This window comes from Limnohabitans sp., from assembly GCF_023910625.1.
In the GTDB taxonomy this organism is placed as follows: domain Bacteria; phylum Pseudomonadota; class Gammaproteobacteria; order Burkholderiales; family Burkholderiaceae_C; genus Limnohabitans_A.
Window position 1 is genome coordinate 259,546 of record NZ_JAAVVW010000003.1, and the last position, 26,947, is coordinate 286,492.

General features: G+C 56.8%; 25 protein-coding genes. 1 reads left to right on the forward strand and 24 read right to left on the reverse strand.

The annotated features are described in order from the left end of the window. Window positions 1-41: 41 nt before the first annotated feature. The 24 genes from HEQ17_RS04170 to flgB form a co-directional block, all read right to left on the reverse strand. Window positions 42-491 carry a flagellar FliJ family protein gene (locus HEQ17_RS04170; RefSeq protein WP_296291418.1) on the reverse strand — a complete coding sequence of 150 codons (450 nt, stop codon included), beginning with the start codon at window positions 489-491 and terminating at the stop codon, window positions 42-44. A 16-nt stretch (window positions 492-507) separates the two neighbouring features. Further along, window positions 508-1,830, reverse strand: a complete 1,323-nt coding sequence (locus HEQ17_RS04175) for a FliI/YscN family ATPase (protein WP_296291419.1) — start codon at window positions 1,828-1,830, stop codon at window positions 508-510. Next, window positions 1,827-2,747 carry a FliH/SctL family protein gene (locus HEQ17_RS04180; protein WP_296291420.1) on the reverse strand — a complete coding sequence of 307 codons (921 nt, stop codon included), beginning with the start codon at window positions 2,745-2,747 and terminating at the stop codon, window positions 1,827-1,829. The genes HEQ17_RS04175 and HEQ17_RS04180 overlap by 4 nt, the downstream gene beginning before the upstream one ends. After that, on the reverse strand, window positions 2,734-3,849 hold the full coding sequence (gene fliG / locus HEQ17_RS04185; RefSeq protein ID WP_296291421.1) for a flagellar motor switch protein FliG: 1,116 nt from the start codon (window positions 3,847-3,849) through the stop codon (window positions 2,734-2,736). Before fliG ends, HEQ17_RS04180 begins: the two co-directional genes overlap by 14 nt. Window positions 3,850-3,871: 22 nt before the next feature. After that, window positions 3,872-5,734, reverse strand: a complete 1,863-nt coding sequence (gene fliF, locus HEQ17_RS04190; RefSeq protein ID WP_296291422.1) for a flagellar basal-body MS-ring/collar protein FliF — start codon at window positions 5,732-5,734, stop codon at window positions 3,872-3,874. A gap of 28 nt (window positions 5,735-5,762) precedes the next feature. Then, entirely contained in the window at window positions 5,763-6,122 is a 360-nt protein-coding gene (gene fliE, locus HEQ17_RS04195; protein WP_296291423.1) for a flagellar hook-basal body complex protein FliE, read from the reverse strand. A gap of 11 nt (window positions 6,123-6,133) precedes the next feature. After that, the gene (locus tag HEQ17_RS04200) at window positions 6,134-7,597 is read right to left on the reverse strand and encodes a sigma-54 dependent transcriptional regulator (RefSeq protein ID WP_296291424.1); all 1,464 of its coding nucleotides are present in this window, start codon (window positions 7,595-7,597) and stop codon (window positions 6,134-6,136) included. Window positions 7,598-8,066: 469 nt separating this feature from the next. After that, complete coding sequence (locus tag HEQ17_RS04205; RefSeq protein ID WP_296291426.1) at window positions 8,067-9,254, reverse strand: flagellin; 1,188 nt, start codon at window positions 9,252-9,254, stop codon at window positions 8,067-8,069. A gap of 61 nt (window positions 9,255-9,315) precedes the next feature. Then, window positions 9,316-9,792 (reverse strand): hypothetical protein, encoded by a 477-nt coding sequence (locus HEQ17_RS04210; protein ID WP_296291428.1) that lies wholly within the window; start codon window positions 9,790-9,792, stop codon window positions 9,316-9,318. Window positions 9,793-10,241: 449 nt separating this feature from the next. Beyond that, complete coding sequence (locus HEQ17_RS04215; RefSeq protein ID WP_296291430.1) at window positions 10,242-11,081, reverse strand: flagellin; 840 nt, start codon at window positions 11,079-11,081, stop codon at window positions 10,242-10,244. A gap of 139 nt (window positions 11,082-11,220) precedes the next feature. After that, window positions 11,221-12,039, reverse strand: a complete 819-nt coding sequence (locus HEQ17_RS04220) for a flagellin (protein ID WP_296291432.1) — start codon at window positions 12,037-12,039, stop codon at window positions 11,221-11,223. 155 nt (window positions 12,040-12,194) lie between these two features. Then, the gene (locus tag HEQ17_RS04225) at window positions 12,195-12,563 is read right to left on the reverse strand and encodes a flagellar protein FlaG (RefSeq protein ID WP_296291434.1); all 369 of its coding nucleotides are present in this window, start codon (window positions 12,561-12,563) and stop codon (window positions 12,195-12,197) included. 346 nt (window positions 12,564-12,909) lie between these two features. Further along, entirely contained in the window at window positions 12,910-14,310 is a 1,401-nt protein-coding gene (fliD, locus tag HEQ17_RS04230) for a flagellar filament capping protein FliD (RefSeq protein ID WP_296291436.1), read from the reverse strand. 90 nt (window positions 14,311-14,400) lie between these two features. Next, entirely contained in the window at window positions 14,401-15,315 is a 915-nt protein-coding gene (flgL, locus tag HEQ17_RS04235) for a flagellar hook-associated protein FlgL (RefSeq protein WP_296291438.1), read from the reverse strand. A gap of 11 nt (window positions 15,316-15,326) precedes the next feature. Then, window positions 15,327-17,837 carry a flagellar hook-associated protein FlgK gene (flgK, locus tag HEQ17_RS04240; protein ID WP_296291440.1) on the reverse strand — a complete coding sequence of 837 codons (2,511 nt, stop codon included), beginning with the start codon at window positions 17,835-17,837 and terminating at the stop codon, window positions 15,327-15,329. Beyond that, window positions 17,834-18,310, reverse strand: coding sequence for a rod-binding protein (locus HEQ17_RS04245; RefSeq protein ID WP_296291442.1), 477 nt, complete (start codon window positions 18,308-18,310; stop codon window positions 17,834-17,836). The genes flgK and HEQ17_RS04245 overlap by 4 nt, the downstream gene beginning before the upstream one ends. Before the next feature lie 24 nt (window positions 18,311-18,334). After that, window positions 18,335-19,459, reverse strand: a complete 1,125-nt coding sequence (locus HEQ17_RS04250; protein WP_296291444.1) for a flagellar basal body P-ring protein FlgI — start codon at window positions 19,457-19,459, stop codon at window positions 18,335-18,337. 23 nt (window positions 19,460-19,482) lie between these two features. Beyond that, window positions 19,483-20,139, reverse strand: a complete 657-nt coding sequence (locus tag HEQ17_RS04255; RefSeq protein ID WP_296291447.1) for a flagellar basal body L-ring protein FlgH — start codon at window positions 20,137-20,139, stop codon at window positions 19,483-19,485. Between the two features lie 97 nt (window positions 20,140-20,236). Next, a complete protein-coding gene (gene flgG / locus HEQ17_RS04260; protein ID WP_296291448.1) occupies window positions 20,237-21,022 on the reverse strand; it encodes a flagellar basal-body rod protein FlgG in 786 nt (261 codons plus the stop codon). A gap of 20 nt (window positions 21,023-21,042) precedes the next feature. Next, window positions 21,043-21,804 (reverse strand): flagellar basal body rod C-terminal domain-containing protein, encoded by a 762-nt coding sequence (locus HEQ17_RS04265; protein ID WP_296291450.1) that lies wholly within the window; start codon window positions 21,802-21,804, stop codon window positions 21,043-21,045. A 40-nt stretch (window positions 21,805-21,844) separates the two neighbouring features. Then, on the reverse strand, window positions 21,845-24,208 hold the full coding sequence (locus tag HEQ17_RS04270) for a flagellar hook-basal body complex protein (RefSeq protein WP_296291453.1): 2,364 nt from the start codon (window positions 24,206-24,208) through the stop codon (window positions 21,845-21,847). A gap of 53 nt (window positions 24,209-24,261) precedes the next feature. Beyond that, entirely contained in the window at window positions 24,262-24,954 is a 693-nt protein-coding gene (locus HEQ17_RS04275; protein ID WP_296291455.1) for a flagellar hook capping FlgD N-terminal domain-containing protein, read from the reverse strand. A 14-nt stretch (window positions 24,955-24,968) separates the two neighbouring features. Then, on the reverse strand, window positions 24,969-25,394 hold the full coding sequence (gene flgC, locus HEQ17_RS04280; RefSeq protein WP_296291457.1) for a flagellar basal body rod protein FlgC: 426 nt from the start codon (window positions 25,392-25,394) through the stop codon (window positions 24,969-24,971). Window positions 25,395-25,396: 2 nt separating this feature from the next. Further along, window positions 25,397-25,786 carry a flagellar basal body rod protein FlgB gene (gene flgB / locus HEQ17_RS04285; protein WP_296291458.1) on the reverse strand — a complete coding sequence of 130 codons (390 nt, stop codon included), beginning with the start codon at window positions 25,784-25,786 and terminating at the stop codon, window positions 25,397-25,399. Between the two features lie 297 nt (window positions 25,787-26,083). On the opposite strand from flgB, the gene flgA reads away from it, so the two are divergent. Next, window positions 26,084-26,881: a flagellar basal body P-ring formation chaperone FlgA gene (gene flgA / locus HEQ17_RS04290; protein WP_296291460.1), complete on the forward strand. Its 798-nt coding sequence runs from the start codon at window positions 26,084-26,086 to the stop codon at window positions 26,879-26,881. Window positions 26,882-26,947 lie beyond the last annotated feature (66 nt).

The following is a 26,947-nucleotide window of genomic DNA, read 5'->3' on the forward strand; positions in this document are numbered from 1 at the left end:
GACAGCGTTTTTTCTAAGGGAAAGTCCTGACACGCGGTCTTTTACGCTTGCATGCGCAAATTGAACTGCCGAAGGCCCAATTGGTCCATGTCGCGCTGCTCCTGCTGCTGCTGGTCGAGCCGCACCGCCATCATCTCTTGCTCCTGCAGTGCCAGCATCTTCTGCAGCGCGATGTCGGCCAATAGGCGCTTTTTGCGCAGGCCGCTGACTTGGGCCTCGGCCTTGCTGATGTCAAGTACCAGACGGTGTTGCAAATTGAGCAACTGGGCCATGAATTGGCGCTGGTTCATGCTCGCTTGCATGCCCACGGCTTCACTTTGGGTCTGTTGCTCTTTCAGCCGGTATTCTTCGTACAAGCGGCAAAGCCTCTGATGACTGGTATGGAACTGCTCCACACGCGCTAGAGCCGCAGTCAACTCGGTTTGGGTTTGAGCCACCTCGTCTGAGGCCTTTTTGACCAGGGCAGGCCAGCAGTTTCGGGCTTGTCGCATCCTTGGGTTCCTCAGGTTAGGCGGCCATCAAGGACTGGAGTTCGTGGCGGGTAGACGGCACATCCATGTTGGTGTGCATGTCTTGTTGCAGGAATTTTTCCATGCCTTGTCGCAAACGGATCGCTTGATCGAGTTCGGGGTTGCTGCCGGCTTCGTAGGCGCCCACCTGAATCAGGTCCTGGTTTTGCTGGTACAAGGACCACAAACGACGGAATCGATTTGATGACTTGAGCTCATCCGGGTTGAGCAGGTTCTGCATCACCCGGGATATTGAGCCGTTCAGGTCAATGGCCGGGTAGTGGGCTGCATCAGCCAGTTTGCGCGACAGCATGACTTGCCCGTCGAGCGAGGCGCGGGCAATGTCCACAATGGGATCGTTCGCATCGTCACCTTCGGCCAGCACGGTGTAGATGGCGGTGATCGAGCCAAAACCATGTCGACCGACACCGGCACGTTCGATCAAATTGGGCAACAGGGCGAAGACCGAAGGCGGGTAACCTTTGGCGGTTGGCGGCTCACCGATGGCCAAGCCAATTTCCCTTTGTGCATGGGCCACCCGAGTCAGGCTGTCAACCAGCATCAAAACGTTCTTGCCCTGGTCGCGAAAGTATTCGGCGATCACATGGGTCATGTGGGTGGCTTTGAGGCGCAGCACCGGCGACACGTTGGCGGGGGCCGCCACCAGCACCGACTTGGCAAGGCCTTCAGGGCCAAGTGTTTCTTCGATAAAGGCCTGAACTTCGCGACCCCGCTCCCCGATCAGGCCGATCACCACCACATCGGCTTCGGTGAAGCGGGTCATCATGCCCAGCAATACGCTTTTGCCTACGCCCGAACCAGCCACCAGGCCCAGACGCTGGCCACGCCCGATGGTCAGCACGCCGTTGATGGCCTTCACTCCCACGTCAAGGATCTGGTGGATGGGGCCACGCTCCATGGGGTTGAGCGGGCGGCCCAGCAGGCTGAGTACGTCAGGGCAATCGGCAGCGGGTTTGCCATCCAGCGGTTGCCCCCGGCCGTCGATGATTCGGCCCAGCAATTCGGAGCCGAGTCTGACGTTTGAGGAATGGTTGATGACGGTCACCTGCGCGCCAGGGCCGATGCCATTGGGCTCGGTAAACGGCATGAGGTACAGGCTCTCGTCGTGAAAGCCAACAACTTCGGCTTCGACCCGCAGCCCGAATTGCCCCACCACTTCGCAGCAGGCTCCCAGAGGTGCCATCAGACCACGGGTTTCCAGGCGCATGCCTACCGAGCGAACCAGGGTCCCGCTACGACGGGGTTCAGGCGTGTGCAGCGCACTGATCAACAGGTTGACTTCCGCATCAAAATTCATCATGGATTCTCGACATCCGGAGTTGATTCGGGCTTGATCGCGGTGTCTTCGACATCGATCACCTGGCGTTGCCAGTCACGGACTGGGGTATCGGCGGGCAGTGCTTCGGCCCTGTCGGTGACCAGGCAGGACTGTTGCATCCAGGCCTCTGGCTGAGCCAGCAGGCGACGGGCCAAAGGCTCTAGGCGGTGTTCAATCAAGTCTTGCACCAAGCTGTCTTGCACACGCACCCGCACGCTACCCGGGCGCAGCTGGGCATCGGCTTGGAGCTGCATGTGTTGGCTGATCGAATCGCCCATAGCCTTCAGGCGCTGTAAATCTTCGGGGTTGACGCTCACGGTCACGGGCTCAACTGCGTGGTCAAGCTGCTGGATGCATTCCTGAATCAGCTGGTGCACGGCTTGCCCTGAAAGCTGCAGTTCGGCACGAACCAATTGTTCAGCCAGATGCAGGGACAAACGTTTGAGTGGCTCAAAAAAACGTTGGGGATCCTGACTGATGCTGCGCAATTCGATGCCCAGATGGCGCATCAGTTCGCGCTCTTTTTGCCGTTCGGCTTCAAATTGTGTGTGAACCTGGGTTTGACCATCGTGCAAACCGCGCTGATAGGATTCGTCGCGCAATTGCCCGAGTGTCGATGCTGTCCAAGGCAGCTCTGAATCGGGCGCTGTGATCGGTGCTTCGGATGGCGTCGTCCTGTTTGAGCCGTTGGTCTCTGCCTCCAAGGTCTCAACGTCCGTTCTTTCGGTCATTAAACCATCTGCAGGATCGGCTTTATCGGCGATTCGCCAAGGGCCAAATGAGCGGGCACAGGCCTCATCCCACTGGGTTCGCAAGAAGCGGGGTGCCCGGGCCTTGCTGTTGAGCAAGGGGTCGGGGATCCAGGGGGCTGGCTTTTCGTTCATATCAGACAAAGCCATCGCCGCCTCCTGCCAAAACCAACTCGCCCGCATCGGACAGCTTGCGTGCCAGGCGAATGACGTTCTTTTGCGCCTCTTCCACTTCGGTAATACGCAACGGGCCTTTGCTTTCCATGTCGTCCACAAACATGACGCGGGCGCGGGCCGACATGTTGTCGAGAAATTTGTCCTTGACGAAGTCAGGCGCACCTTTGAGTGCCACCATCAAAAGGTCGGGCTCGGCCGAGCGCATGATGGCCTGGATTCCCCGGTTGTCCACGCCCACCAGGTTCTCGAAGGTGAACATGTTGTCCTGAATCTTTTGCATCAGATCACCGTCGATCTGTGACAGTCCTGACATGATCGAGGATTCGAGCTCAACCTTGACCGAATTCATGATTTGGGCTGCCGCCTTGATGCCACCGAAGCTGGACGATTTTGATGAGGAGCTTGTGGCGAACTGTTTCATCATGATCTGCTCCAGCTCTTCCATGGCCGAAGGTTGTACCGTTTCCAGGCTGGCAATGCGCTGGATGATTTCCGGGCGTGATTCTTCCGGCAAGAAGTTCAACACGTCTGCAGCCACGTTGTATTCGAGGACCGACAGGATGATGGCCACCACCTGTGGGTGTTCCCCGCGGATCATCTCAGCAATCGATCGGGCATCCATCCATTTGAGAATTTCAAGGCCCTTGCTGCCCTGGCTCGGCATGATGCGACTGAGTACTGAAGCAGCTTTGTCTTCGCCCAGAGCGCGTTTGAGCACTTTTTCGACATAGTCACTTGTGCCCAGACCCAGGCTGGTCTGCTTTTTCAGCATGGTCACAAATTCGTCCAGAACAATGTTCACTGTTTCTTGCGACAAATCGGAAACAGAGACCATGGCGGCGCCCAGTGACTGAACTTCCTTGGGGTGCAAGAAACGGATGATTTCGGAGGCTTGTTGTTCGCCCAAAAGCAACATCAATACCGCAGCACGCTGTGTGCTGGTCAATTCTGCCAACTCTTCGGTCATGCTGATGCCGCCAACGCCAGGCAATGCGGGGGGCGTGTCTTTACCCGCTTTGGGCTTGTCGACTTTGTCGGCTTTGGCGTCCTTGGCTTCGGCTTTTTGGGTGGCCATGATGTTTTTTTCCTGATGAGCGTTAGCTGGACTTGATCATGCCCTTGAGCACGTTGGCCACACGGCCCGAGTCTTCGGCCACCAACATGCGGATGAGCGCTACTTTGTCGTCGTAGGTGTTGGCGGTGTCCAGCATGTCCATGGAGATGCTGGACTTCTTGGGTTTGAGCTTGGCCTTGATTTCTTCCAGACTCTCGCCCTCCCCAATCTGGATCATGCGCATGTCGGCTTCGCTCAATTCGCCATCGCTCAGAGCAGCCTTGACCCGGTCGTTGTAGGTGGTGTTGGTGGTAAGCATTTGGCGCATGATCGGGCGCACCACGATCAACATGAATGCGATGAAACTGATGGCCAGCAAGCCGCCTTTGATGCCGGTTTGCACTGCATCTTCAAGGTACCAGGGGATGGTCTCCAGCGGCGAGACTGGCTCGAATTTGGCGGGTACCACCGAGACGTTGTCGCCGCGCTGCTGGTCGTAGCCCACCACCCCGCGCACCACTTGCAGCATTTGCTCCAGCTCTTGAGGCGTGTAGGCTTGTGTAGTTGGGGCGTTGGGCACCGCGGTGGCATCTTTGGCGGGGGGCGGTACAGGGCGCTCGTTCACGACCACCGCCACACTGACTTTCATGATGCCGCCAGAGGCGTTACGCACGTGGCGCACGGTACGGTCGAGTTCAAAGTTGCGGGTCGAACGACTGCTGAGTGTGCTGCCCGATTCCCCCTGAGTTTTGTTGCCATCCTCCTGGGTTTCCTTGGTTGTGTTCGGCTCTGCAGGGGGTGTATTGGTCAAGGTCCCTGGAATGCCTTCAGCTCCCCGGTTGACAGCACGGTCTTCGGTCAGCACTTCGGAGCGGGTGCGAGGCCCTTTGTCACGGTTGTCAAAGTCCTCGGTTGTGCTTTCAATCTGGGTGAAGTCCAGCGACAGGTTTACCTGCGAGCGCACGTTGGCCTCGCCCACCATGGGGGCCAGAATTTGCAGGATTCGGTTGCGGTAAACCTCTTCGAGTTGCTGCTTGTGCTGTTCTTGGGCCGATGTCAAACCTAGCTTTTGCTCTGTGGCCGACTCGGTCATGAGTTTGCCCACGTTGTCCACCACGGTGACATGGTCCGGTGCCAGATAGGGCACGCTGGAGGAGACCAAGTGCACGATGGCCTGCACTTGAGAGGCCGACACTGCGCGCCCAGGATAGGGCGCTAACACCACAGAGGCCTTGGGCGGCGTTCGGTCTCGTACAAAAACGCTTTGCTTGGGGGTGGCCAGGTGCACGCGGGCACTTTGTACGCTGCCAATTTGCATGATGCTGCGTGCCAGCTCCTGCTCCATGGCAGCATTGACCCTGACTTGCTCCATGAATTGGCTGGTCGTCATGGACGACTGTTCCTTCAGGCCGTCAAGACCCGTAGCCCCGGCTTTGGGTAAACCTTGTGAGGCCAGGAAAATCCGGGCTTCATGAAAACGCTGGCTGGGCACCGTCAGTTGTCCTGTGACCGGATCGATTTTGGGGCTGAAGTCCGCAGCCTTGAGCGATTCAAAAGCCTTTTGCTGATCGGCTTCTTGCAAGCCTGGCATTACGGGCCGGTAGGGGCTCGCTTGCATCCAGGCATAGAACAGACCAAAAATGACCATCACTGCCAGCATGACGATGAGCGGCAGAACCCGGCGCACGGCAGGTTGATTGATCACATTTTTGAAGTTGTCAGTCATGCCTTCTGTACGCCAGGGGCTGGGCATGCTCCCTGCGTTTTTGACGTTGCCATTGGCCCCCGGGGCGTTGGCCATGACCATGCTGGCCGAGCCATTGGCGGGCAAGTTGGCCGGGGTGTTGCTGGATGCTTGAGGCGTCGTCATCAAGCCGGAGTTCATAGGTGCAGTGGCTGTGGCCATGTGGATTCTTCTGGTTCAGTTGTGTCGGTCAGACCGGCATGTTCAAAATTTCTTCGTAGGCCTTGAGCACTTTGTTGCGTACTTGCAAGGTCGCCTCAAAAGCCAGCGAAGATTTCTGCATACCCAGCACCACGTCGGTTAGCGCTATGTTTTCGCCACGATCAAAGGCGGTTCGCATCGCCGATGATTCAAGTTGCAGCTTGTTGACCTGTCCAAGCGCCCCAGAGACCAGATCGGAAAAACCTGTTTTCTGGGTACTGCCTGCGTCAGCGATCGCTTCGGACCCGTTGAGCATGTCTGCTGTTTTGCCCGCTACTTGAGCTTGGTGGCTGCGCAGGGTTTGCAGCATCGACTGAATGCTGGCTGGAGAGATGGTTTTTTCGATCATGCGTACCTCCGTCAGTAAGCTGCGCTGGCCATGCCTAGGCCATGTTCACGCAACTGGGCTATCTTGTAGCGCAAGGTGCGCGGGCTGATGCCCAGGCGTTTGGCCGCTTCGGTTTTGCTGGGTGTGCTGGCCAATGTGGCCATGATGACCTGGTGCTCGTTCATGCGTGCCGCACTGAGCAGGTCAGTGGGCAAGTTGCCGGTTTTTTCGGTGTTGTCTTGTTCTTGCAGGTCCATGTTGTCCTTGGCAGCTGCCATCAACTGCTGCCGGTGCGCAAGCGACGCGGCGGCGTCCAGCTCGTCAGCGAGTGCTGCTCCCCAAGAGGCGACCAGCGGCACAGCGCTGGGGGTCAACCAGTCGTCAAACATCAGGTGTGCGGGCGTAACCACATGGTCCGTGCACAGCACCATGGCGCGACGCATCACGTTTTCCAGCTCGCGTACATTGCCAGGCCAGGGGTATTGAAGCAGTTGCTTTTGGGCTTGGGGGTGCAGTTGCCAAGGCCTTTTGTCTTGGTGCAACAGGCACTGCATGGCCAAGGGGATGATGTCGCCGGGACGCTCGGCCAAGGGCAATAATCTCATGCGGAAAGTGGCGATGCGGTAGTACAGGTCTTCGCGAAACTCGCGATCGGTGATGGCTTTTTTCAGGTCCTTGTTGGTGGCCGCCACGATGCGCACATTCAGCTGGATCACACTTTGGCCACCCAGGCGTGTGAGTTGTCGCTCTTGCAACACGCGCAGCAGTTTGCTTTGCAGGTGCATGGGCATCTCGCCAATCTCGTCCAGAAACAAGGTGCCGCCCTGGGCTTGCTCGAACAAGCCTTTTTGTTCGCGGTGAGCCCCGGTGAAGGCCCCTTTTTCATGACCAAACAGCATGTCTTCGATCAGGTTCTCCGGCATGGCAGCACAGTTGAGTGCAACAAACGGGCCCTGGGCGCGGCCAGAAGTTCCGTGCAGCACGCGGGCCAGAACTTCTTTGCCCGAACCGGTGGGGCCCACCAGCAAAGCGGTCACATCGGCTTGAGCCACCTTTTGGGCCAGAGCCAGCAGGTGCTGGCTGGCTGGGTCCACGAAAACCACGTTCCGAACAAGGTGAGGCATCGTGCGAGGGGCTGTCGGGTTGATTTGATTTTGCAGACGTTGCCAAGAGGCGGTGCGAACGTCTTGAGCAGCCAGCACGGTCAACGCACCCGCTTGGGTGGCCTCAACGGCCAGATCCAGTTCATGGCGGTCAACGCGGCACACCACAGGCGTGCTCAGCCCCGCGTCTTGCAAAATCTGTTGCACAGCCCTCAGTCGCGATATGTCCAAAGTCAGGTGCAGCACCACTATGGCCGCATCGGGCGCGTGGTTCAGCAAGTTGTCCAAAGTGGTCTCAGGCAGCACAGCCCAACCACTGACCTGCAAGGCATGGCTGTGCTCGGGGCTCAGGGTTGCTTCGGGGTCCAGCCAAAGGGCCAGAGGGGTGGTCATGGGTTGTGACTTCACGGCGTTGATCTCATGTTCAGATGGAACACACCAAGCAACCCTTGTGCCAGAAAAATCAGTTTAAAATAAGAAAAATAATTTTTTTGAAAACTTTAATATTTTATTCTTTATATCAATTTTGACAATTTAATTGACGGAAGATTGACAGCGGGGGATTCCACGGGCCAGGGGCGGGCCTTTGGCCTGAAAGAGCTGGCAAAACCGACCGTCGACACGCAGCACTTCCACCGAAGGTAAAAGACGTGACTGAAAACCCATGGCTTTGCAGGCATAGGGTGTTGAGGGCAGATGGGTAATGGCCAAGAATCGGCACTGCCAACAATTGGGGCCGCGCTCGTGGGCTGCTGTCGGGGGTGTCGTGTGCATCTGCGATGGTGAAGCTGCAAACCGGTGGATGGCAGACGTTGCAAATCCGATCGAATGTGCAGGCGCGTAGGCAACGCGATGAAGCGGTTTAACCTTGCAGCAGCTTCATCACCGTTTGAGGTTGCTGGTTGGCCTGGGCCAGCATGGCTGTGGCCGCTTGCGAGATGATTTGTGTGCGGGCCAGCTCGCTGGAGGCCTTGGCGTAGTCGGCATCCATGATGCGGCTGCGTGATTCGGACGTGTTTTGCGACACGTTCGTCAGGTTGTCCATCGCGTAGGTCAATCGGTTGACGACCGCGCCGATGCCAGCGCGCTCGGTGTTGATGCGGTTGATGGCGACATCGAGTTCGGAGATGGAGGCGTTGGAGTCGGTGTTGTTCAAAATCGTCAAGGCGCGCGTATTTTTGAGAACGCCTGTATCCACGAGGTCAGTGGCGGTGCTTGTGGAAAATTCCGTGCCGGCAGTTGCTGCAGTAAAGGTCAAAACACTGCCGGAAGCAGTCACATCGGCTTGATCGGCCAAGCCCATTGGGGTCTCTGCAGTCGTTAGAAGCTTGGCTGCAATGCTCGCCAAATTCGTATCGTTTGATGAGCTGGTGAGATCTTCTTCCAGCACGCTATAGGTTTTATCTTCGCCGCCAACACTAAAAGAGATGGTGTCCCCGGCTTTGTAAGTGCCACTCAGAGTCAGTGTGGAAACTTGATGAACACCTGAGGCGTTGGCTGTTGTTGTAGCAAAGCTGGTTTTCGCATCATCGCGAAACCCCATATTGGCTATGGTGTGCATGATGATCTGTCCCTGATTGGCACCCACCTGAAATTCGAATTTTCCGAATGTGCCTTCATCGTTTTGAACGGTGCCATTCAGAACAGGCATGCCGTTCCATTCGGTGTCTTTGGTAATGCGGTTGACTTCAGCTTTGAGTTGCTGAAACTCCAGATCCAGATAACCCCGGTCAATGGCTGTGTAGGTGTCGTTGGACGACTGGATGGCCAATTCACGCATGCGCTGCAGCATGTTGGTCATCTCGATCATGGCCCCTTCGGTGGTTTGCAGCATCGATACCGAATCATTGCCGTTGCGGATGGCCTGGTTCAAACCGGTGATTTGCGAAGTCATGCGCGATGTAATCGCCAGACCCGCGGCATCGTCCTTGGCTGAATTGATGCGCTTGCCCGTGGACAATTCCTGCATCGCATTGGCTAAATCGCGGTTGTTCTTGACCATCGCGTTTTGCGAAACGAGTGACTTGATGTTGGTGTTGATGACGTTCATGACCGTGAGTCCTTGGCTTTAAATGAGGGAATTGAAAAAATCTGGTGTCAGCGCAGACGCATCAATGCAACTGTTCTGGTGCCTCCAAGGGCATGGGGTCGGAAACCAGCGCCTGCAAGGACTCCAGTTCTTCTTGCAGCAATTCGTCTTGTGGGTATTGGGCCAAGGCTTGCCGAGCTGCTTGCATGGCTTTGCCGGGTTCACACTGGCAGCGAAGCACGCGAATCAGGTGGCGCCAAGTCAAAGGGGTGACCGTATCGCCCTGGGCTTGCACCAATTTGTGCAGCAACTCTTCGGCACTGCTCCAATGTTGCTGAATTTCGGCCAGCAAAGCACTCATGGCCAAAATGTCTTCGCTCTCTGGATAGAGGCTTTGACCGGCCGCGGCCAAGGCGTTGGCCAGATCCATACGGTCGGTGGCCACCAGGTCAGCCATGGTCTGGCGGATCTCGGCGGCAGAAAAATGCGACACATCGCGCACATTCAGCAGCTGGCCAGTAACGGCCTGCGACAGCATGGCTTGGTAGAGGGGGGTCATGTACAGGTCTCCTGAATAAGGGGGGCAATTGCTCGCTTGCGTTGTAGCGAAACCGAACTTGCCCTTTTCAAGCAAACCGCGTGCCAGTTCTTCCTTGGCTGTTTGTGGACTTTTTTACGCTGTCAAGGCCAAAAATTGTTTTTTTCACGGGGCCTGGCAATCTGCTGTCGTTTGGGCGGCAAAAATTTGCCGGGTTCCATTCGGATTTGGAGCGCAGAGGCTGTGCAGACCCATCTGGTCAAAGGGGTGATGGGTTGGATCAGCTGGATCGGCAACGGCCCGCCGGACATGGGCGGGACTGAGCGCGTGGCTGGCACTGCTAGACAGCGCCGAATGAAAGGTTTTGGTTAAAAAGCCAGTGCTGCTTGCATCATGGATGACGCCTGATGATCAGCAACGCATTGTCGGCGGCCTGAACTGGCACGGCGTTGGCCAGCAGGTCGGCACAATCATCGCAGCAGGGCCAGCACGTACATGGGTTGCTGGTTTGCCTGCGACAGCATGGCCATACCGGCTTGGTCGAGGATCATGGACCTGGCCATTTCAGCCGTTGCTTGTGCGTAGTCCGTATCCAAAATGCGACTTCGTGAGGCACTGTTGTGCAGGGCAACGTTGCTGGCGTTTTCGGCTGCGTGGCTCAAGCGATTCATCATGGCCCCCCATTTGCTTCTCTCGCCGTCAATTTGACGGATGGCCTCATCAATGGTGGCCAGACTGCCTTGAGCAGCCGACGCGGTATCAATGCGTGTGGAGCCGCTGGCGAGCACGGTCGTGATATCCCCGCTGTTGAGTGTGGCCAAAGGCAGGCTGATTGAATCAGCGCTGTTGGAGTTGACCTGAAAAGTAACCGTTCCACCCGATCCCGCATCGCCATCGAGTAACTTCATGCCGTTCCAGCTGGTGTTGCGGATGGTGTCACCCAGTTGCGTTTGTAAAGCTCTGAATTCGAGCTGGAGACCATCGCGTTCAGGTGTGTCGTTTGTCCCATTGGCCGAAAGAACAGCCATTTCGCGCATCCGCATCAGCATCATTGTGATCTGGCTGCTTGCTGCATCCGCAGTCTGAAGCATTGCAATGCCATCATTTGCATTTCGAATTGCCATATTGAGACTTCGAATTTGCGTTGTCATTTTGTTGCTGATGGCCAGACCAGAGGCATCGTCCGCAGCACAATGGACTTTTTGTCCTGTGTTGATTTGAACCATGGATTTGTCCAGCGTTTTTTGCGCATTGGACAAAGCCTGATGGGCTGCAATGGCGTTCACGTTGGTGTTGACAACATTGCCCATGGTTGAACTCCTGATTTGATCGATCTGCTCTCGCGAACCGGCTGAGCAGAGATGAGGCAGCCGATGCTTGAAACTCACGGCTTGATCAGAACAAAAAGCCCATCAGGGCTTTTTGTTTGTTTTGTTTATGTCAAGCTGATCAACCCAAAAGTTTCAGGACCATTTGTGGCTGCTGGTTGGCCTGTGCGAGCATGGCCGTTGCTGCCTGAGCGATGATCTGGGTCCGAGCCAGTTCTGTGGTGGCCGTGGCGTAATCTGTATCCTGTATGCGGCTGCGTGATGCCGAAGTGTTTTGGGAGATGTTGGCCAGGTTATCGGCTGCGTATGTCAGACGGTTGACCATGGCCCCCATGGTGGAACGTGCGGTATCAACCAGACCAATGGCTGAATCAAGGGCTGTGAGGGCTGCTGTTGCACTGGTGACATCATCCACTTTTGAACTGGCCACACCCAAAGTGGTTGTGTCAAGTTTGGACATTGTCCAGGTCATGGTTTCCGAGGAGTTTGCGCCAACCTGGAAATCGGTGCTGGAGACTGAGCTGTCGATCACGGCAGTGTTGTTCCATTTTGTGTTTGCAGCAATGTCTGAAATCTGAGAGACAAGCTCCGTGAATTCAGCATCGAGGGATGCGCGATCGTCTGCGTCGTTGTAAGTGCCGTTGGCAGACTGCACTGCCAGTTCACGCATGCGCTGCAGCATGTTGGTGATTTCTTTGGTGGCTCCTTCCGCTGTCTGAATCATCGAGATGCCGTCGTTTGCATTGCGAACCGCTTGGTTCAAGCCGCGGATTTGTGCGGTCATCTTGTTTGCAATTCCCAAGCCGGTCGCATCGTCAGCAGCGCTATTGATCCGGCTGCCGGTGGAGAGTTGCTCCATCGCCTTGTTCATGGAACGGTTGTTGATGGTCATGGCGTTTTGTGCCACAAGGGATTTCACGTTGGTGTTGATAACTGACATGGTCTTACTCCTTGACGAGGTTTATTTCAAAAGGTTGGCAGGAACCCGAAGGGAGTAGGACCTGCCTGGTTTTACAGAAAATCTGGTTTGAATCTCTGTTACTTGATGATTCGGAAGCTGTAGAAGAAGCTTTAGCACTTGTGCAGTTTTTTTAATCAGGATTTGCCGTCTTGCAGCAGTCCTTTTATGTCATCCAGGTTGTGCGCCACGCGCAAGGCCACTTCGCTGGGGATCTGGCGTACCACTTCGCCTTCGAGGTTTTTTACCGTTATGACCACCTTCCTGGCTATGTCGTCCACACTGAAACTCAGGGCGCGGCTGTTGCGCTGCATTTGTTTGTTCAGGTGTTCGGTGGCCTCTTGCAGGATGCGTCGGGCCTCCTGCGGGTCGGGTTTGTTTTCCTCCGCTGGTTTGGCTTGTGCCGGGGCTTGTGGTCGAAGCTGTACGTCTGCTGAACCTGCAGCGGGCATGGCAGCACCCATGACAGGGGCTGTGGAGGCGCGGGTTTGGATGTCGTTGCTCATGGCATGGTCCTTGGTCTGGCCCCCGCTGACAGTCCTGGCCAGTGGTGTGCCACTCATGCGGCTCAGCAATTTGGAGGGGGTGTCAACATGATTCGGACGCTGAGCCTGAGGCTTGAGCACCTTTTGGCAAAAAGCGGCAAGAATTTGCCGTTGGGTTTGGCTTTGATGGTTTTTTCGGAACCGACGGCTCGCCATGCATGGCGTCCATTCGGGGCGAGTTCACCGGCTATCGTTGCCAAACATCCACAGCAGCTTGACCGCCTAGGGGCCCATGCTTTGGTTATGCGGTGGATGTTTGAGATGTTCCCTGGCAATGACGCACAACACTTGGCAGGTGTTGACGAGATCAGTTGCTGTAGGCTTTCATCATGCTTTCAAAGGTTCCTTTGAGGCTTTCGCGCATGCTGTTGCTGTTGCCCACAATGCTTTCCATCACGCTGAACTGATTCATGTAGCGGGTCATCAGCTTTTCCATACGCTCGTCGAGCAGGATCAGATCTTCTTTGTATTTGGCAATTTGGGTGGTCGCACTTTTGCTTTTGGTGTCAATCAAGCCAGTCGATAGCAGCATTTTTTCAATGCTGTTGATGGCACCGCCTGCCAAACCTGCAGGTGCAGTGCTGTAGATGCTTTGGTTGTTGGTGCCGGCGCTGAACATGGTGGATACTTCGCTGAAGTTGTTTTGCAGGGCCGTATCGAGCTTGTCTTCATTCAGGGTGAGTTTGCCAAATCGGTCGATGCTCAGCCCCACATCACGCGCGGCCTTGATGGTGGTGCCAGGGGTGGACGAGTTGTTGGTGATCATGCCGCGCACCTGGCTGCGCACACTTTGCAGCAGACTGTCGCCGCTCAGGGCACCGCCAAATTCTTCCACTTCGCTGGTGCTGTCGCCCAGAATTCTCAGGGTTTCTTCAAAGTCGTTGTAAGCGGTCACCAGGGCCTGGATGTTGTCCTTGATGCTTGCTGTGTTTCGGTTCAGATCGAGTCGTGCTGCGCCTGTACTGTTGGCGTACAGGTCCAGGGTGACGCCATCGATCACGTCGTTAATGGTGTTGCTGCTACGACTGACTTCCAGGCCGTTGACTTTGAATCGGGCGTTGGCGGCGGTTTGCAAGGCGTTGGTAAAGCCCACTTCGGCCACAGCCGAGCCGGTGCCGTCGTCGCTGGTCAGGCTGAAGTTTTGAGCCTCCCCGGTTTCGCCCGTCACGACGACGTTGTAAGCACTGCCAGTGTTGATGAGTTGTGCCGTCACGCCCAACTTGGCACCGTTGATCGCGCTGACCAGGCCAGTCGGCGTGGCCGTGGTGACGTCGATGGATCCTTTGCTCACGCCGCCAATGCTCAACTTCAGCGTGAAGGCAGCTCCACCATTGAGGCTGGTAGCCCGGTCAGCAAAGTTGCTGCTGGCCGTGCGTTGGGCCAGCGCTGTTTGCAGCACCTCGATGCTGTAGCTTCCCGCTTCGGCTGATGGGCCGGCGCTGACGCCAAATGCCGCAGGTTGCGTGTTGCTGGGTTGGATGGAGCTGAAATCGTTGGCATCGTTGAGTTTGCCAAAAGCGGTTTTCAGCGTAGAAAGGGCGTATTTGATGGCGCTGTAGCCGCTGATGCGCGCTTCTGACTGGGTGATTTTGGTTTCGATGCGCTCTTTTTTGGGCGTTTTTTCGGCATCCACCAGACTTTGGGCGAGACTCTTCACGTCGATGCCGGAGCCGGCGCCGAGGGTGTTGACAATGCTGCTGGTGGCCATGGTGCTGAATTGTGTTGTGTTGAGGGTTCAAAAAAGTCGCTTGTCGAAAGTATCGGCGCGAAGCGTCAACACTGAAGGCTGTGCGCAGAATCAGCCCCGGATGTAATCAAAAAGTGACAGGCCGGAGATTTTGGCAAAGCTGCCCATGGCCGCTTCGAGTCCCATGATTTCCAGGTTCATGCGGGTGATGGCCTCCCTGTAGTCCAGGTCTTCTATGTCTGACAGGGTGGATTTGATGCGAAGTTGCGTCTCTTCAAGCACGTCTTTTTGGGCAATCAGCACCTGCTGGTCCGAGCCGTTTTGCGCTTGTGACAGCGTCAAGGTGTTGTGCATTTGGGTCAGGTCGGCAATGCCGCGCTGAATGCCATGGCTTTGGCTGTGCTCTGTGGCGTGGATCATGTCGTCCAGCGCGTCAAAAAAATCAACAGGTGACCCGTCGTCCCGGACGACGCGGTTGTACACATCGGTGCCCGCACGGGTCAATTGAACCGAACGCTCCACGTCCACTGGGATGCGTATCCCGGTTTGATCACCTTGGTAGAGCACTTGGCCAGAGCCGTTTTCGGCAAAAGCGGGGGTCTTGACCCGTGTGCCCGCAAACAAATAGTTGCCGCTGTCATCTTGGCTATTGCCCAGGCTCAGGAGTTGGTCACGCAGGGCTTTCATTTCGACGGCCATGACTTTTCGGTCATCGGGTGCCAATGTCGCGTTGGCCGCTTGCAAGCCGAGCTCTTTGAGTCGAATCAAGAGGTCATTGGAGGCCGACAAGGCCGTTTCTTCAGCAGCGAAACGTCGTATGGCCACGTCGAGCGTGCGAATGTGGCCATTTTGCCGCTCCACTTCGCCCTTGAGACGCAGGATCGCGGTGGCCTGGTCGGGAGCCGCACTCGGAGACAGAATTTTTTTGCCCGTGGTCATCTGGGCTTGGGTGGTGGTCAGTTTGTTTTGGGTGGTGCTCATGCGCTCAGTGGCGCGATCAAACATGAATGAGGTGGAGATTTTCATGAGAGCCTTCCTCAACGGATTTGCAGGATGCTGTCAAACAGTGACATCGCTGTTTGCATCACTTTGGCATTGGCCTGGTAGGCCTGCTGGAAACGCACCAGCGCAGAGGCTTCTTCGTCCAGGCTCACTCCGCTGATGCCGTCACGGGCTTCTTGTGCTTGGCGGTAGACCACTTCCAGTGCTTGCTCCGCAATTGCGGCTTGCCTGGCCACGTTGCCGACTTGGTTCACCCGTTCAATGTAGGCATCGGTGAGGGTCATGCCGCTTGGCGTCAGGCCTTGACTTTCCAGGGCCACCAGGGCCAGCATCGTCTCGTTGTTGCCAATGCCATCGTGGTTGCCATCGATCGTGAATTCGTCACCTTGCTTGGGCGCGGTGGAAAACTCCAGTTTCAGGCCCCGGTAACTCAGGCTGGATGTGGTCGATAGGGGATCAGGCACCAGGGTGCGCTCGGCCAGAACCGACTGGGTCCGGTTGTCGATGATTTTGTATTGGGTGTTGCTGGTGAAGCTGACCTTGAGTTGAGAGGCTCGCAGTGCTTGCTTCATGTCGCCTGCGATGTCGGAAAATTGGGCCTGCACACTCACACTGCTGCTGGTGGCGGCTGCGGGGATGGCGGAGTCGGTCACAAAGACCAGCAGGTCGTCAGGCGTCGCGCCTTCGATGCTGAGGGTGGTGTTAAAACCCAGACGCTGCAAGTCAGAGGGGGTGCCATGGGCACCCAGTCCCAGACGGATGTCTTGGGTGGTGTTGCTGGTCGGGCGGCTGAGCACCAGTTTGCCATCCAGCACGGAAGCGGTGATGCGGCTGGCCACCGGTTGGTTGCTGGTGGCGGTGTTGAGCCAGTTGACGACCGAGGCCAAAGTCAGCGGCCCGCTCAGTGCGGGCAGGTTTTGGTCATTCAACTGAAAGGTATTGGCGGCGATCGGATCGGCGGAGTCCACGAAGGTGTTGCCAGTCAGCTTGGCGGCCAAGGCCAGCGGGGCCTGTGCTTCGCCCGTGGTGGCGTTGAATTGCTGCACCATGCTGACGCTGGCTTTGGCACCCATGAAAATGTCTATGCCCAAATAGGTGGCAGGCGTTTTGCCATTCAGGGTTTGGGTGCTGTAGGTGGCGCCGACCTCCATGCCATTGCCGGCTTTGACCATCAGGCCTTGTTGGGTGTCGTTCAATGCAGAGCCGATCAGGTGACGACCATCGCGGGTCAGCACTTGCAGGCTTTGGCCTGGCCCTGGCGTTTGCAAGGTCAGGTCCAAACTTTGTGTGCCCATCGGGATCAGACCCAGGCTGGTGAAGCCTTGGCTGGCCTCAATGGTCACGCTGGGCAGGGTGGAAATTTGCGGTGCTCTGGCCAGAGCGAGGTCGCCAAGCAATTGCGTAGGGCCCTGAAAAATAGGCTGCGCGTAGGCCACCCGGGCTTGTGCGGTGCCGCTGTTGAGCGGGTTGTCAATGACCCGAAATTGGCCTGCGGCTGCGACCTGGCTGGCATCCTGGAGCAAGAGCTGGATGCCCGAGGCTTTACCAGCTTTTTCTGTAGCAAAGCCAAACAGGTCGTCTCCCAGTTGGCCCTTGGCATCGACCCCATCACGGTGTACCTGGTTGACGGCCATGACCGTTACAGCTGACAGGTTGTCCAGAGAATCGCTGGCTGGTTGGAGCACCTGGTCGCGAAAGCTCATTGCACCGCCAATTTTTCCGCTGGTGATGGCGGGCATGGTTTCGGGTTTTCCGTAAGGGTCGATGATAAATTCGAGCCTGCCGGGATCGATGATCGAGGACAGGACGTTGATGGCGCGCGATGTGGTTTGGCTGACCAGAATGCCTTGGTTCAAGGTGTCGCCCACGCTGACGATGACAGCACCGTTTGATTCAAAACGTGTCTTGATCGCAACCAAGCTGGATAACTCCCGCAGCAACGAGTCGCGTTGGTCCAGCAGCTCGGAAGGTTGGCTCGCTTGCAAGCTGTGTTTGGCCATTTGCTTGTTCATTTGGGCCAACTGAGCACTCAAGGCATTGATTTGGCCCACATCGGTCTCGACCGCTTGGCGGCTCTCCTTATCCAATAAATCGAACTGACCAGCCAGTTGGCGAAAGCGGGTGGCCAGGCCATCGGCGTCGCGCAAAAAGATGTTGCGCGAGACGACCGAAGCCGGGTCGGTGGCCAGGTCGCGTGCCGATTCAAAAAAAAGGTTCATCGCCGTGGTCAGGCCAATGCTCTCGTCGCCCATGATGTCGATCAGTCGATTGACGTAGGACAGCAGTGGTTTTTGGCTTTGCAGGTCGCTGTTGCTGTTGCGCAGGTTCGATTCAACAAATGCATCGTATTTGCGTTGCACCGCATCAAAGTGTGTGCCCGTGCCCAGATAGATGTTGCCGATTTGACGCGGCAGGTTGGCCGTGAGAGAGACGTCCTGGCGGCTATAGCCGTCGGTGTTGACGTTGGCGATGTTATTGGACACCGTGGCCAATGCCCGCTGGTAGGCGGTGACACCGGAGCTGCCAATGCTCAGCAGATCACTCATGGCTTGGCTACCGGTGTGACGCGGTCAGGCGTATGTCCTGTGTTACGTTCGAGCTGGTAGGCCTTGATGGCTTCTGACCTGAGCGGCATGGGGTCGTGTCTTGGGTGGAGCGGCATGGCCTTGCCATCGTGCTGGCGCAGTTGCAAGGCGTCTTGTGTGCTCAGGCCTTGGGCCAGTGTCATCTGATGTTCCATCATGTTGGCCAGGCCTATGCCGCCTCGCTTGACCATTTGCAAGGAAACTTCCTTGTCCATCAGGTCCTGATACATGTCCATGTGGCCACCGTCAATGAGGTCGCTTTTTTCGATCGACTCGCGCATGGCTTTCATCATTTGCTGGATGAAGTAGGCTTCAAATTGCTCAGCGGTCTGGCGAATGGCTTTGGTCGGGTCTTGCGCTGCCTCACCCTTCAAACGCGTGAGGGCGTTGAAGTCCAGGTAGGTGCTGGCATTGGTGGTGGAAAGGTCGCTCATTTGGTGTCTCGTTGCGACTGTCTTTTAGATCACGATCAGTTCGGCACGCAAGCTGCCCGAGCTTTTGAGGGCTTCAAGGATGGCGATCAGGGCCGAAGGTGTGGCACCCACTTGGTTGACAGCATCGACCACTTGACGCAAGTCGACGCCGGGTTGAAACAGGAACATGGGGTTCTTGGGTTCGGAGACCGCGATTTCTGCGTTTTGTACCGCAGCGGTTTGACCACGCGACAGCGCGTTGGGTTGAGAAATTTCGTTGGTGGCAGTAATTGCGACCGAGATCGTGCCGTGTGCCACGGCTGCGGCTGTGACGCGCACGTTGCGGCTGATGACCACAGTACCGGTGCGCGAATTGACGACCACACGTGCGGGTGGCTCGCCGGGCACGACCTCCAGGTTTTCCACCATGCTCATGAAGGCCACACGTTGCGACAGGTCGCTGGGGGCCTTGATCGCAAGGGACATGCCATCCAGCGCATGGGCGATGCCCTGACCGAAGTTCTTGTTGATGGCGTTGACGATGGCGGTGGTGGTGGTGAAATCCGATTCGCGCACATTCATGACCACATGGTCAGAACGCTCAAACGGGCTGTCAACGATGCGCTCGACGGTGGCTCCGCCGGGTATGCGGGCTGAGGTGGGTACGCCGATGCTCACCTTGGAGCCAGCGGCGCTGGTCTCTACGCCCGTGGCGGTGAGAGCGCCTTGGGCCAGGCTGTAGATTTCGCCGTCGACACCGCGCAGACTGGTCAGCAGCAAATTGCCACCTCGCAGGCTGGTGGCCCTGCCAATCGCAGAAACATTGACGTCGATTTTCTGGCCCGGCTTGGCAAATCCGGGCAACTCGGCGGTCACCATCACGGCGGCGACGTTCTTGATGTCGATCTTGCCGCTGGTGGCGCTTTGTTCAAAGTCTGACAGGGGGCCGTCAATGCCCACACCCAGGCGAGCCAGCATGGCTTTCATGCTTTGGGTCGTGAAGGAAACGTTGGTGCCGTCCCCTGTGCCTTGCAAGCCGACCACCAGGCCGTAGCCGATCAGTTGGTTGGTGCGGCCTGCGGCGACCGAGGCCAGGTCTTTGACACGATCGGCCCAGGCCGAGCCCGACAAAGCCAGCAAAAAAAATAGGGCAATGAGTGTGGGTTTCATGTGATGTCCAGCCTTGCATCAGCTCAGAAGGGCCAGTACTTCATCAGGGCATTGGTGCCCCAGCCAGCTTTGGCCGCATTGGCCATGTCGCCAGTGCCGCGGTAAGCGATTTGGGCATTGGCCAGTCGGCGCGACTGCACGGTGTTGTTGGGGGAAATGTCTTCTGGTCGAATGATGCCACTGACCTGGATGATTTCTGCGCCTTGGGTCAAGGCGAGTTGTTTTTCACCCCGGACCATCAGGTTGCTGTTGGCCAAGACCTCGACCACTGTGACAGAAACATCACCGATCAGGGTGGCTTGCTGGTCGGCTTCGCCGCCGCCCACGCTTTCGATGTTGGCCTTGCTCAAGTCGACACCACCCATGATGCCTTGCAGCCGGGTGCCCAGGATATTGGTGGGCATCCGGAGGCCCTGAACGCGTGCGCTCAGACCATTAGGGGCGTTGAGCGCTGAGGGAATCACGTCATTTTTGGCTGCCCGTTTGACAGTTCCAGATTGCGTGCGACCCGCTTGTGTGGATTCGTTGAGCAAGACGGTGATCACATCGCCCACGTTGTAGGTGCGCACCCGGCCAAACCAGTTGTCACTTGCTCGGCCGTTGTAGATGGCACCGGTGGCCATTTTCGGTTTTTCGATGGCGACGGGCAACACGGGAGAAAATTGTGGTGAGTGGGTCATGGGAGGCGTACTCGTTGAGGCACAGCCGCTCAACGCCAATGCCGAAACGAGGCCAAGTGCGCCATAAAAAGAATGTGTTTTGTTCATGATGTGCTGCTTACATGTTGTTGTTGAGGAAGCGCAACATGCCGTCTACGGCTGAAATCGCTTTGGAGTTGATTTCGTAGGCCCGCTGGGTCTCGATCATGTTGACCATTTCTTCCACCACGTTCACGTTGGATGCCTCCAGCGCGCCTTGCATGATCTGGCCTGCGCCTGCGATGCCGGGCTGACCCACCAGCGGCGCGCCGCTGGCTGTGGTTTCCTTCATCAGGTTCTGACCGATGGACTGCAAACCGGCGGGGTTGGCAAAACGGGCAATCTGGATTTGACCTATCACCTGACTACCGCCGCCTGCCGCCGCTTCCACCGACACAGTGCCGTCTTGGCCCACGGTGATGCTGGCGACGTTGGGCGGGATGTTGATGGGGGGTTGCAGAGCAGCACCGTTGGCGGTGACCAATTGGCCTGTGGCAGAGAGCTTGAAGCTCCCATCGCGGCTGTAGGCGATGGTGCCATCAGTTTGCGTAATCTGGAAGAAGCCTTCACCTTGAAAAGCCAGATCGAGCGCATTTTTTGTGGTCACCAAGCTGCCCTGACTGTGCGACTTTTCTGTCGATACGATGCGCACACCTGTCCCCAGCATCAAGCCTGTTGGGGCTTGAGACTCGGCCGCGACTTGGGCACCCGGTTGGCGCAGGTTCTGGTAAAGCATGTCTTCGAACGAGGCGCGGTCGCGTTTGAAACCGGTGGTGTTGACGTTGGCCAGGTTGTTGGAGATGACCGACATGCGCGTTTGCTGCGCGTCCAGGCCGGTTTTGGCGATCCACATTGATGCATCCATGGGGGCTCCTGTCAGTGGTGTTAGGCGGGTTTCATCATGGAAGCACCCGATTCGTCGAGCGACTTGATTTCCTTGATGATGCGGATTTGGGTCTCGAAGCTGCGCGAGTGGTCGATCAGCCGTGTCATGGCCTCGATGGCGCTGACGTTGCTGCCTTCGAGCGCTTGCACAATGACTTGGGGTGGTGTGTTGCCGGGTCCGATGTCGGTGCCATCGGCTTGACCTTCGACCTTGAACAAACCATCAGTGCGGCGTCCAAGCTTCACATTGGCAGCATCGCGCAAGCGCAGTTGGTCGATGAACACCGAGGGAGCCGCAGCAGCTTGTGCCGGGTCCCTGGCATAGAGCGATCCGTCGGGGTTGATGGTCACCATCATCCCTGGTGGCACTGCGATGGGGCCACCGACGCCGAGCACCAGATGGCGAGCGCCGTTTTCCAGCTGACCTTGGGCGTTGACCTTCAAGTCGCCACGACGTGTGAAAGCCAGGTCGCCGTTGGTGGCCTGCACCGCCAGAACGGCTTTTTCGGCTAAGGCAATGTCCAAGGGCTGACCAGTGGCCATGACAGGCCCGGATTCCAGCCGGATCAGATCGCGGGCCACGGCCTGGGCCTGAAAGCGCGAATTAAAACCCGGGCCTTCGACCTTGATGGATTGCAGGGCCACGTCGTAGCTGCTTTTGAAGCCCACCGTGGACACGTTGGCCAGTTCATTGACGAGCACCTGGCGCGCAGTGGCCTGCTCCTTGATGGTGGCGTTGGCGGTAAAAACAATGCGGTCCATGGTGGGTTACCTGAGGGTCAAACGTGTGGGCTTGAGTTCATCATGAACGGATGTTGATGATGGTGCTGGTCATGGTGCTGCTGGTCTCGATCGCCTTGGCGTTGGCCTGGAAATAACGCTGAGCGGTGATCAGATCCACCAGTTCTTGCGTCAGATCTACGTTGGAGCGCTCGGTGGCACCGGCACGGATGGAGCCGAAACCAGCCGAACCGGCTTCACCGATCGTGGCCATTCCGGAAGTGGCCGATGCCAGATAACTGGAATCACCCACCTGACGCAGGCCGGAGGGGCTGGAGAAGTTGGCCAGCACAATCTTGCCCAGAGACACTTGAGAGCCGTTCGAATAGGTGGCATTGACCAAGCCGTCCAGCTCAATGTTCAGCCCCATCAATTCACCTTCAGGGGCGCCATCTTGAGACTGCGACAGCACCGCAAATGCGCTGGGGTACTGTGTGGACTTGGTAAAGTCGATGGACATGGTCAGTGCGCCTGTACCACCTTGCAAAATGGCTGTTTCGAAAGGCATGGTTTGCAGCGGAGAAACTGGTTTTCCGCTCATGTCAAAGCTCAGTTCACCGCGGTCCAAATAAACCGGCCACCACTCCGTTTGGGCGGATGCACTGCTGCCATCTTCAGTTTGAACACCATTCTTGACGTACTGAGGCGCGCCGTTTTCCAGGAGCTGCGTCAACTTGACCCACTCCGTTGTTTGGCCGAACTTCATTTCGGTATTGGCCAGGCCCCAATCGGATTTGCCGGTGACTTGAATCGACGCCCCTTCGCCGGTTGTTGCAGTGGTGAAAACCAGTCGTTGGTTTTCGAATGCCACCTGTACACCCGAAACAAGACGCTTTGATTCTGGATCTTCGTATCCGTTGATCGCCTGCTCAAGCATTTCTGCAATCCTGTCCATGGTGTAGGAGGCCGGCACAGGCCCGAGCGAAACGGGCACGGTGATGCCATCCACAGAGACCAGAAAATCCTTGTTGCCAGAGGTCAAAGCGATGCTGCTTGATTTGCTCGCGTTGATCACTTCACCGGTCAATTGCGCTGGCAAGCTGGCTATGCCGCGCAAGGCTTCGTTGGGCGATGCAGATTCAAGGAGTTGATTGGTTTGAGCCTGTCCTGCGGTGGGGGGATTGAAGCCAAGCCAATCTGCGGTTCCATCGTTTTTGAGAATCTCGATACTGGATTCGTCACCGGTCGTCCCGGATGCAATGACGAATTTCGAGTTTGCAGTATCAAACTTGACGGTGACTCCATAACGAAGTTCTTGCACTTCATCTGGGGTCAGATCGCTCGCGGGCTGGCCGAGCAGGTTGTTGACAGTCACTTCAAGATTCCTGGCCAATATGGCCGGGTCTTTGTCTTCTTCAACGGTGACATATTCGACTGTTCTCGCCCGAGTTGCGCCGTCTAATTTGATGTCAAAGGTGACTGAGCTGCCAGCTTCCAAGACGGACTCTGACGCACCGGGCGCGGTCGTGTCTGTTGCGGTAATGATGAAGCCATCTTCGTTCTGCGGAACCGGGCTGCCAAAGGCCGTTGCCGGAGTGGACGCTTTCTTGTTGCTCAGCTGGTCCAGTGTGTACAACGCTGTGGTGCCGCTGCTGGGAATGACGCGTGGGTCGGTTTTGGGTGCTAATTCGCCGTATTTGTTGACATAGAGCGCTTCGCCCACATGGTTGGACGCTTGCAGCAGCGCGGGTTTGACCTGCATGTCTCCTACAAAAAAATAAGTCTGCCACTTGGAGTCATTGTCTGCAGTGGCGACTTGAGTCCTAGCGTAATAGACGGTCGCCAAGTAGCCATTGCCAACGCCGTCATATACCGTGAGGGCGGTGCTTTTGTTATATGTCTCAGGGTTGGTTCTGTCAAATGGCTCGGTGATGACAGGAGCGTTGGCAGGAAAGTTCAAGCCCAGTTGAATGCCGGTTGTCTTGACCGCTTCATCGGAAGTTTTGGGGGGGATGGTCAACACGGAGAGCTTGGCCAGGTTTGCTTTGCCAGACGAGTCTACCGAAGCCGCCATCAAGCGCTGACCCGTGGAGTTCACCACGTTGTTCTGGTCATTCAATGTGAATGCACCGTTGCGGGTGTAAACGTCCTGCAGGCCATCTGGTGTGCGCAGGGGAAAGAAGCCGTCTCCGGTGATGGCCAGGTCCAGTGAGTTGCCGGATGTGGAGATGTTGCCTTGGGTGAATTCCTGCCTTACCTGCTTGAGTGACACGCCCTGACCAATGTGGCTGGAGGACTTTTGCAGCGGGGAGGTCGAGAAAATGTCGCCAAAGTCAGCGCGCGATCGCTTGAAGCCAGAGGTGCCCACGTTGGCGATATTGTTGGAAGTCACGGCCAATTGGGCTGTGGCCGAGTTCAAGCCGGTAAGTGAGGTGTAAAAAGACATGCTGGGGGGCTCCTGTGGTGCGTGGGATATGAATGGCTGGCGTGGTTGTTGGCTTACAGGCCCACGCGCTTGACGTCGGTGAGCAGAAGGGTTTTGCCGCCCTCGACTTCCACGCTGAGGCTGCCGTCACCGGGGTTGGAAGCAATGGCGCGCACGGTAGACAAGGTGCTCACCGGGACAGTGGTGGTTTGTCCATTGACCACAGCCGTGGCACTCAAACGGTACAGGCCGGACGGCGCCGGGTTATCGGCTGCATCTTTGCCGTTCCAGGATATGGGCATGGTGCCGGGCAGTTGGGGCCCCGAGATCAACTCTTGTACCCATCGGCCTTGGCTGTCGTGTACGTTGACCTGGATGCCGCTGGCACCCTGGGGCAAGTCGATGCTGCCGTCAATGGAGCCTCCTGAGATGAGTTGGGTGGGGCTGTCGCTTACAGCCACTTTTTTGCCAATCAGCGCAGCACTGCCCAGCATGCGTTCACTCGACATCGCGGTCACAAAACTGTCTAACGAGGTCTGCATATTGGTCAGGGCTTCGAGCTGGGAAAACTGGGCCAGCTGCGCCACAAAGGCTTCATTCTTGACGGGCTCCAGCGGGTTCTGGTTTTGCAGTTGCGCGGTGAAGAGGGTCAGAAAGTCCTGCTTACCCATGTCTTCGCTGGTTTTGGACTTGTCCTTGTCTTTGACGTCTTCGTAGCGAGTGACGCCTTTAAGCAGGCTCGAAGAGGTAACGGTATCGGTGGTCATGAGGTACTTTCGAGTCAGGCTTTGGTGATGTCCAGGGTGCGCATCATCAATTGCCGAGCGGTATTGATCACTTCCACATTGTTTTGGTAAGAGCGGGCGGCGGCCATCATCTCCACCATTTCGGTGACTTCACTCACGTTGGATTGATAGACATAGCCCAGCTCGTCTGCCAGCGGATTTCTGGGGTCAGACACTCGGCGCGGTGGCGCTGCGTCATCGGTTATGCGGTCAATTTTGACGCCGCCGACATAAGCAGCCCCAGGCTTGGACATTTCTGCATCAACCAGGGCTTTGAAGACAGGGCGCTTGGCGCGAAACGCATCTTTTTCAGATCCCGCAACCGTGCCAGCGTTGGCCAGATTCGAGGCGGTGGCGTTCATGCGGGTCAGCTGCGCGTTCAGCGCAGAGCTGGCTATGCCAAATATATTGTCTACGCTCATGCTCAATCTCCTCGCAGCGCTTTGCGGATGCCACTGACCCTGCTTTCCAGGAAGTTCAGCGTGGCTTGGTAGTCGGCAGCCGCTTTGCCGTACTGGGCTTGCTCCACGCTCATCTCCACGGTGTTGCCGTCAAAAGATGAGTTGAATGGTGTGCGGTAACGCATGCCATCAGCACTGAGTGCTTGGCCAGCAGCAAAGTGTCCGGCCCGGGTGGAAAGCATTTTGTTATCTTGTTCTAGGGATGCGCTCATCACGGCCTTGAAATCGATGTCCCGGGCTTTGTACTTCGGGGTGTCGGCGTTGGCAATGTTTTGCGACAGCACTTCCAGGCGGCGGCTTTTGACTTGCAAAGCCTGTTCATGCACGCCAAGTGCTTGGTTCAACAAATTCATCTGGACTCCTAGGCTGAGGTCTTGGATTCGATGTTCAAAATTCGTCGTTCTTTTGACGATGTCTGCTCAAGTTGAGCGGGTTCGGGTCGATTAAAGCAAAAGCTGTGCCAAGTGCTTTTGACCCCTTTTGGCAAAGTGTTCAGCAGCAAAAGCCGACTCTCATGCACAGCGGCGGCAAGGTTTGGACACGTGTGGCAAGGGTTTGCCGCTGCGGCAGCGTGGGCGTGTCGATTTGGGTTGGTCCTGTTCTTGCTAGTGACTTTCCGATTCACCCAACGTCAAAACTTCCACACTTTCATGAAACACCCCTTGCACATGCTGTGCCGCCCGCACGATCTCTTGCTCGCCCATGCACTTTTGCGGGGTTTGCTGGTTGGGTTGTTGATTACGCCCTCATGGGCTGCGGTACCTGCCAAGCCTGTGGCGACTGCGGTCCCGCCTCTTGCGGCACTGCAGATGTCGGTCAAGAATTGGGTGGCCCAATCGAAAAAAGTCACGATCGAGCAGGTGTCGCTGGCCCCTCTGGATGCCAGGGTCAAGGTGCTCGCATGCCGGGAGCCCTTGGTTGTAGACCAACCATTTGCAAGCGATGAGACAATTCGCGTGCGCTGCAGTCAGCCGGTCTGGCAACAGTTTGTTCGTGTCAGTGTGGCTGTCAAAGCCCCCGTGACTTTTGTGTCAGCCAGAACGCTCCCACCAGCAGAACCTGCCAAACGTTGGGTGTTGGTGGCCAGCATGCCCTTGCAGCGAGGCATGATGCTCAACGAGACCCATGTGCAGCGTGCGCAGGTCGATACTCCAGTCATGCCTGTCAATGTGCTGGAGGAAGCATCAGAGGTTTTGCATGCCGAAGTGGTGCGTGATGTGCGGCCCGGCGTTCCTCTGCGAAGCCATGACATTCGACCAGCGGTGCTGGTCAAAAGAGGTCAAATGGTTTTGTTGTCGGTGGGCCAGGCGCAGGGTTTTCAAATTTCCGCCCGGGTGGAGGCGTTGCAAGATGGACGGTTTGGTGAGCAAATCAAGCTCAAAAACCGTGATTCCGGCCGGGAATTGAGCGGTCGGGTGCAAGGTCCTAACCAGGTGGCGGGCTTGTGAAATGAGCAGGCGGCCTGCTGCAAGGAAATTTTGCGTACGGATTTCCGGAAAAAAATGTTTTTCCTC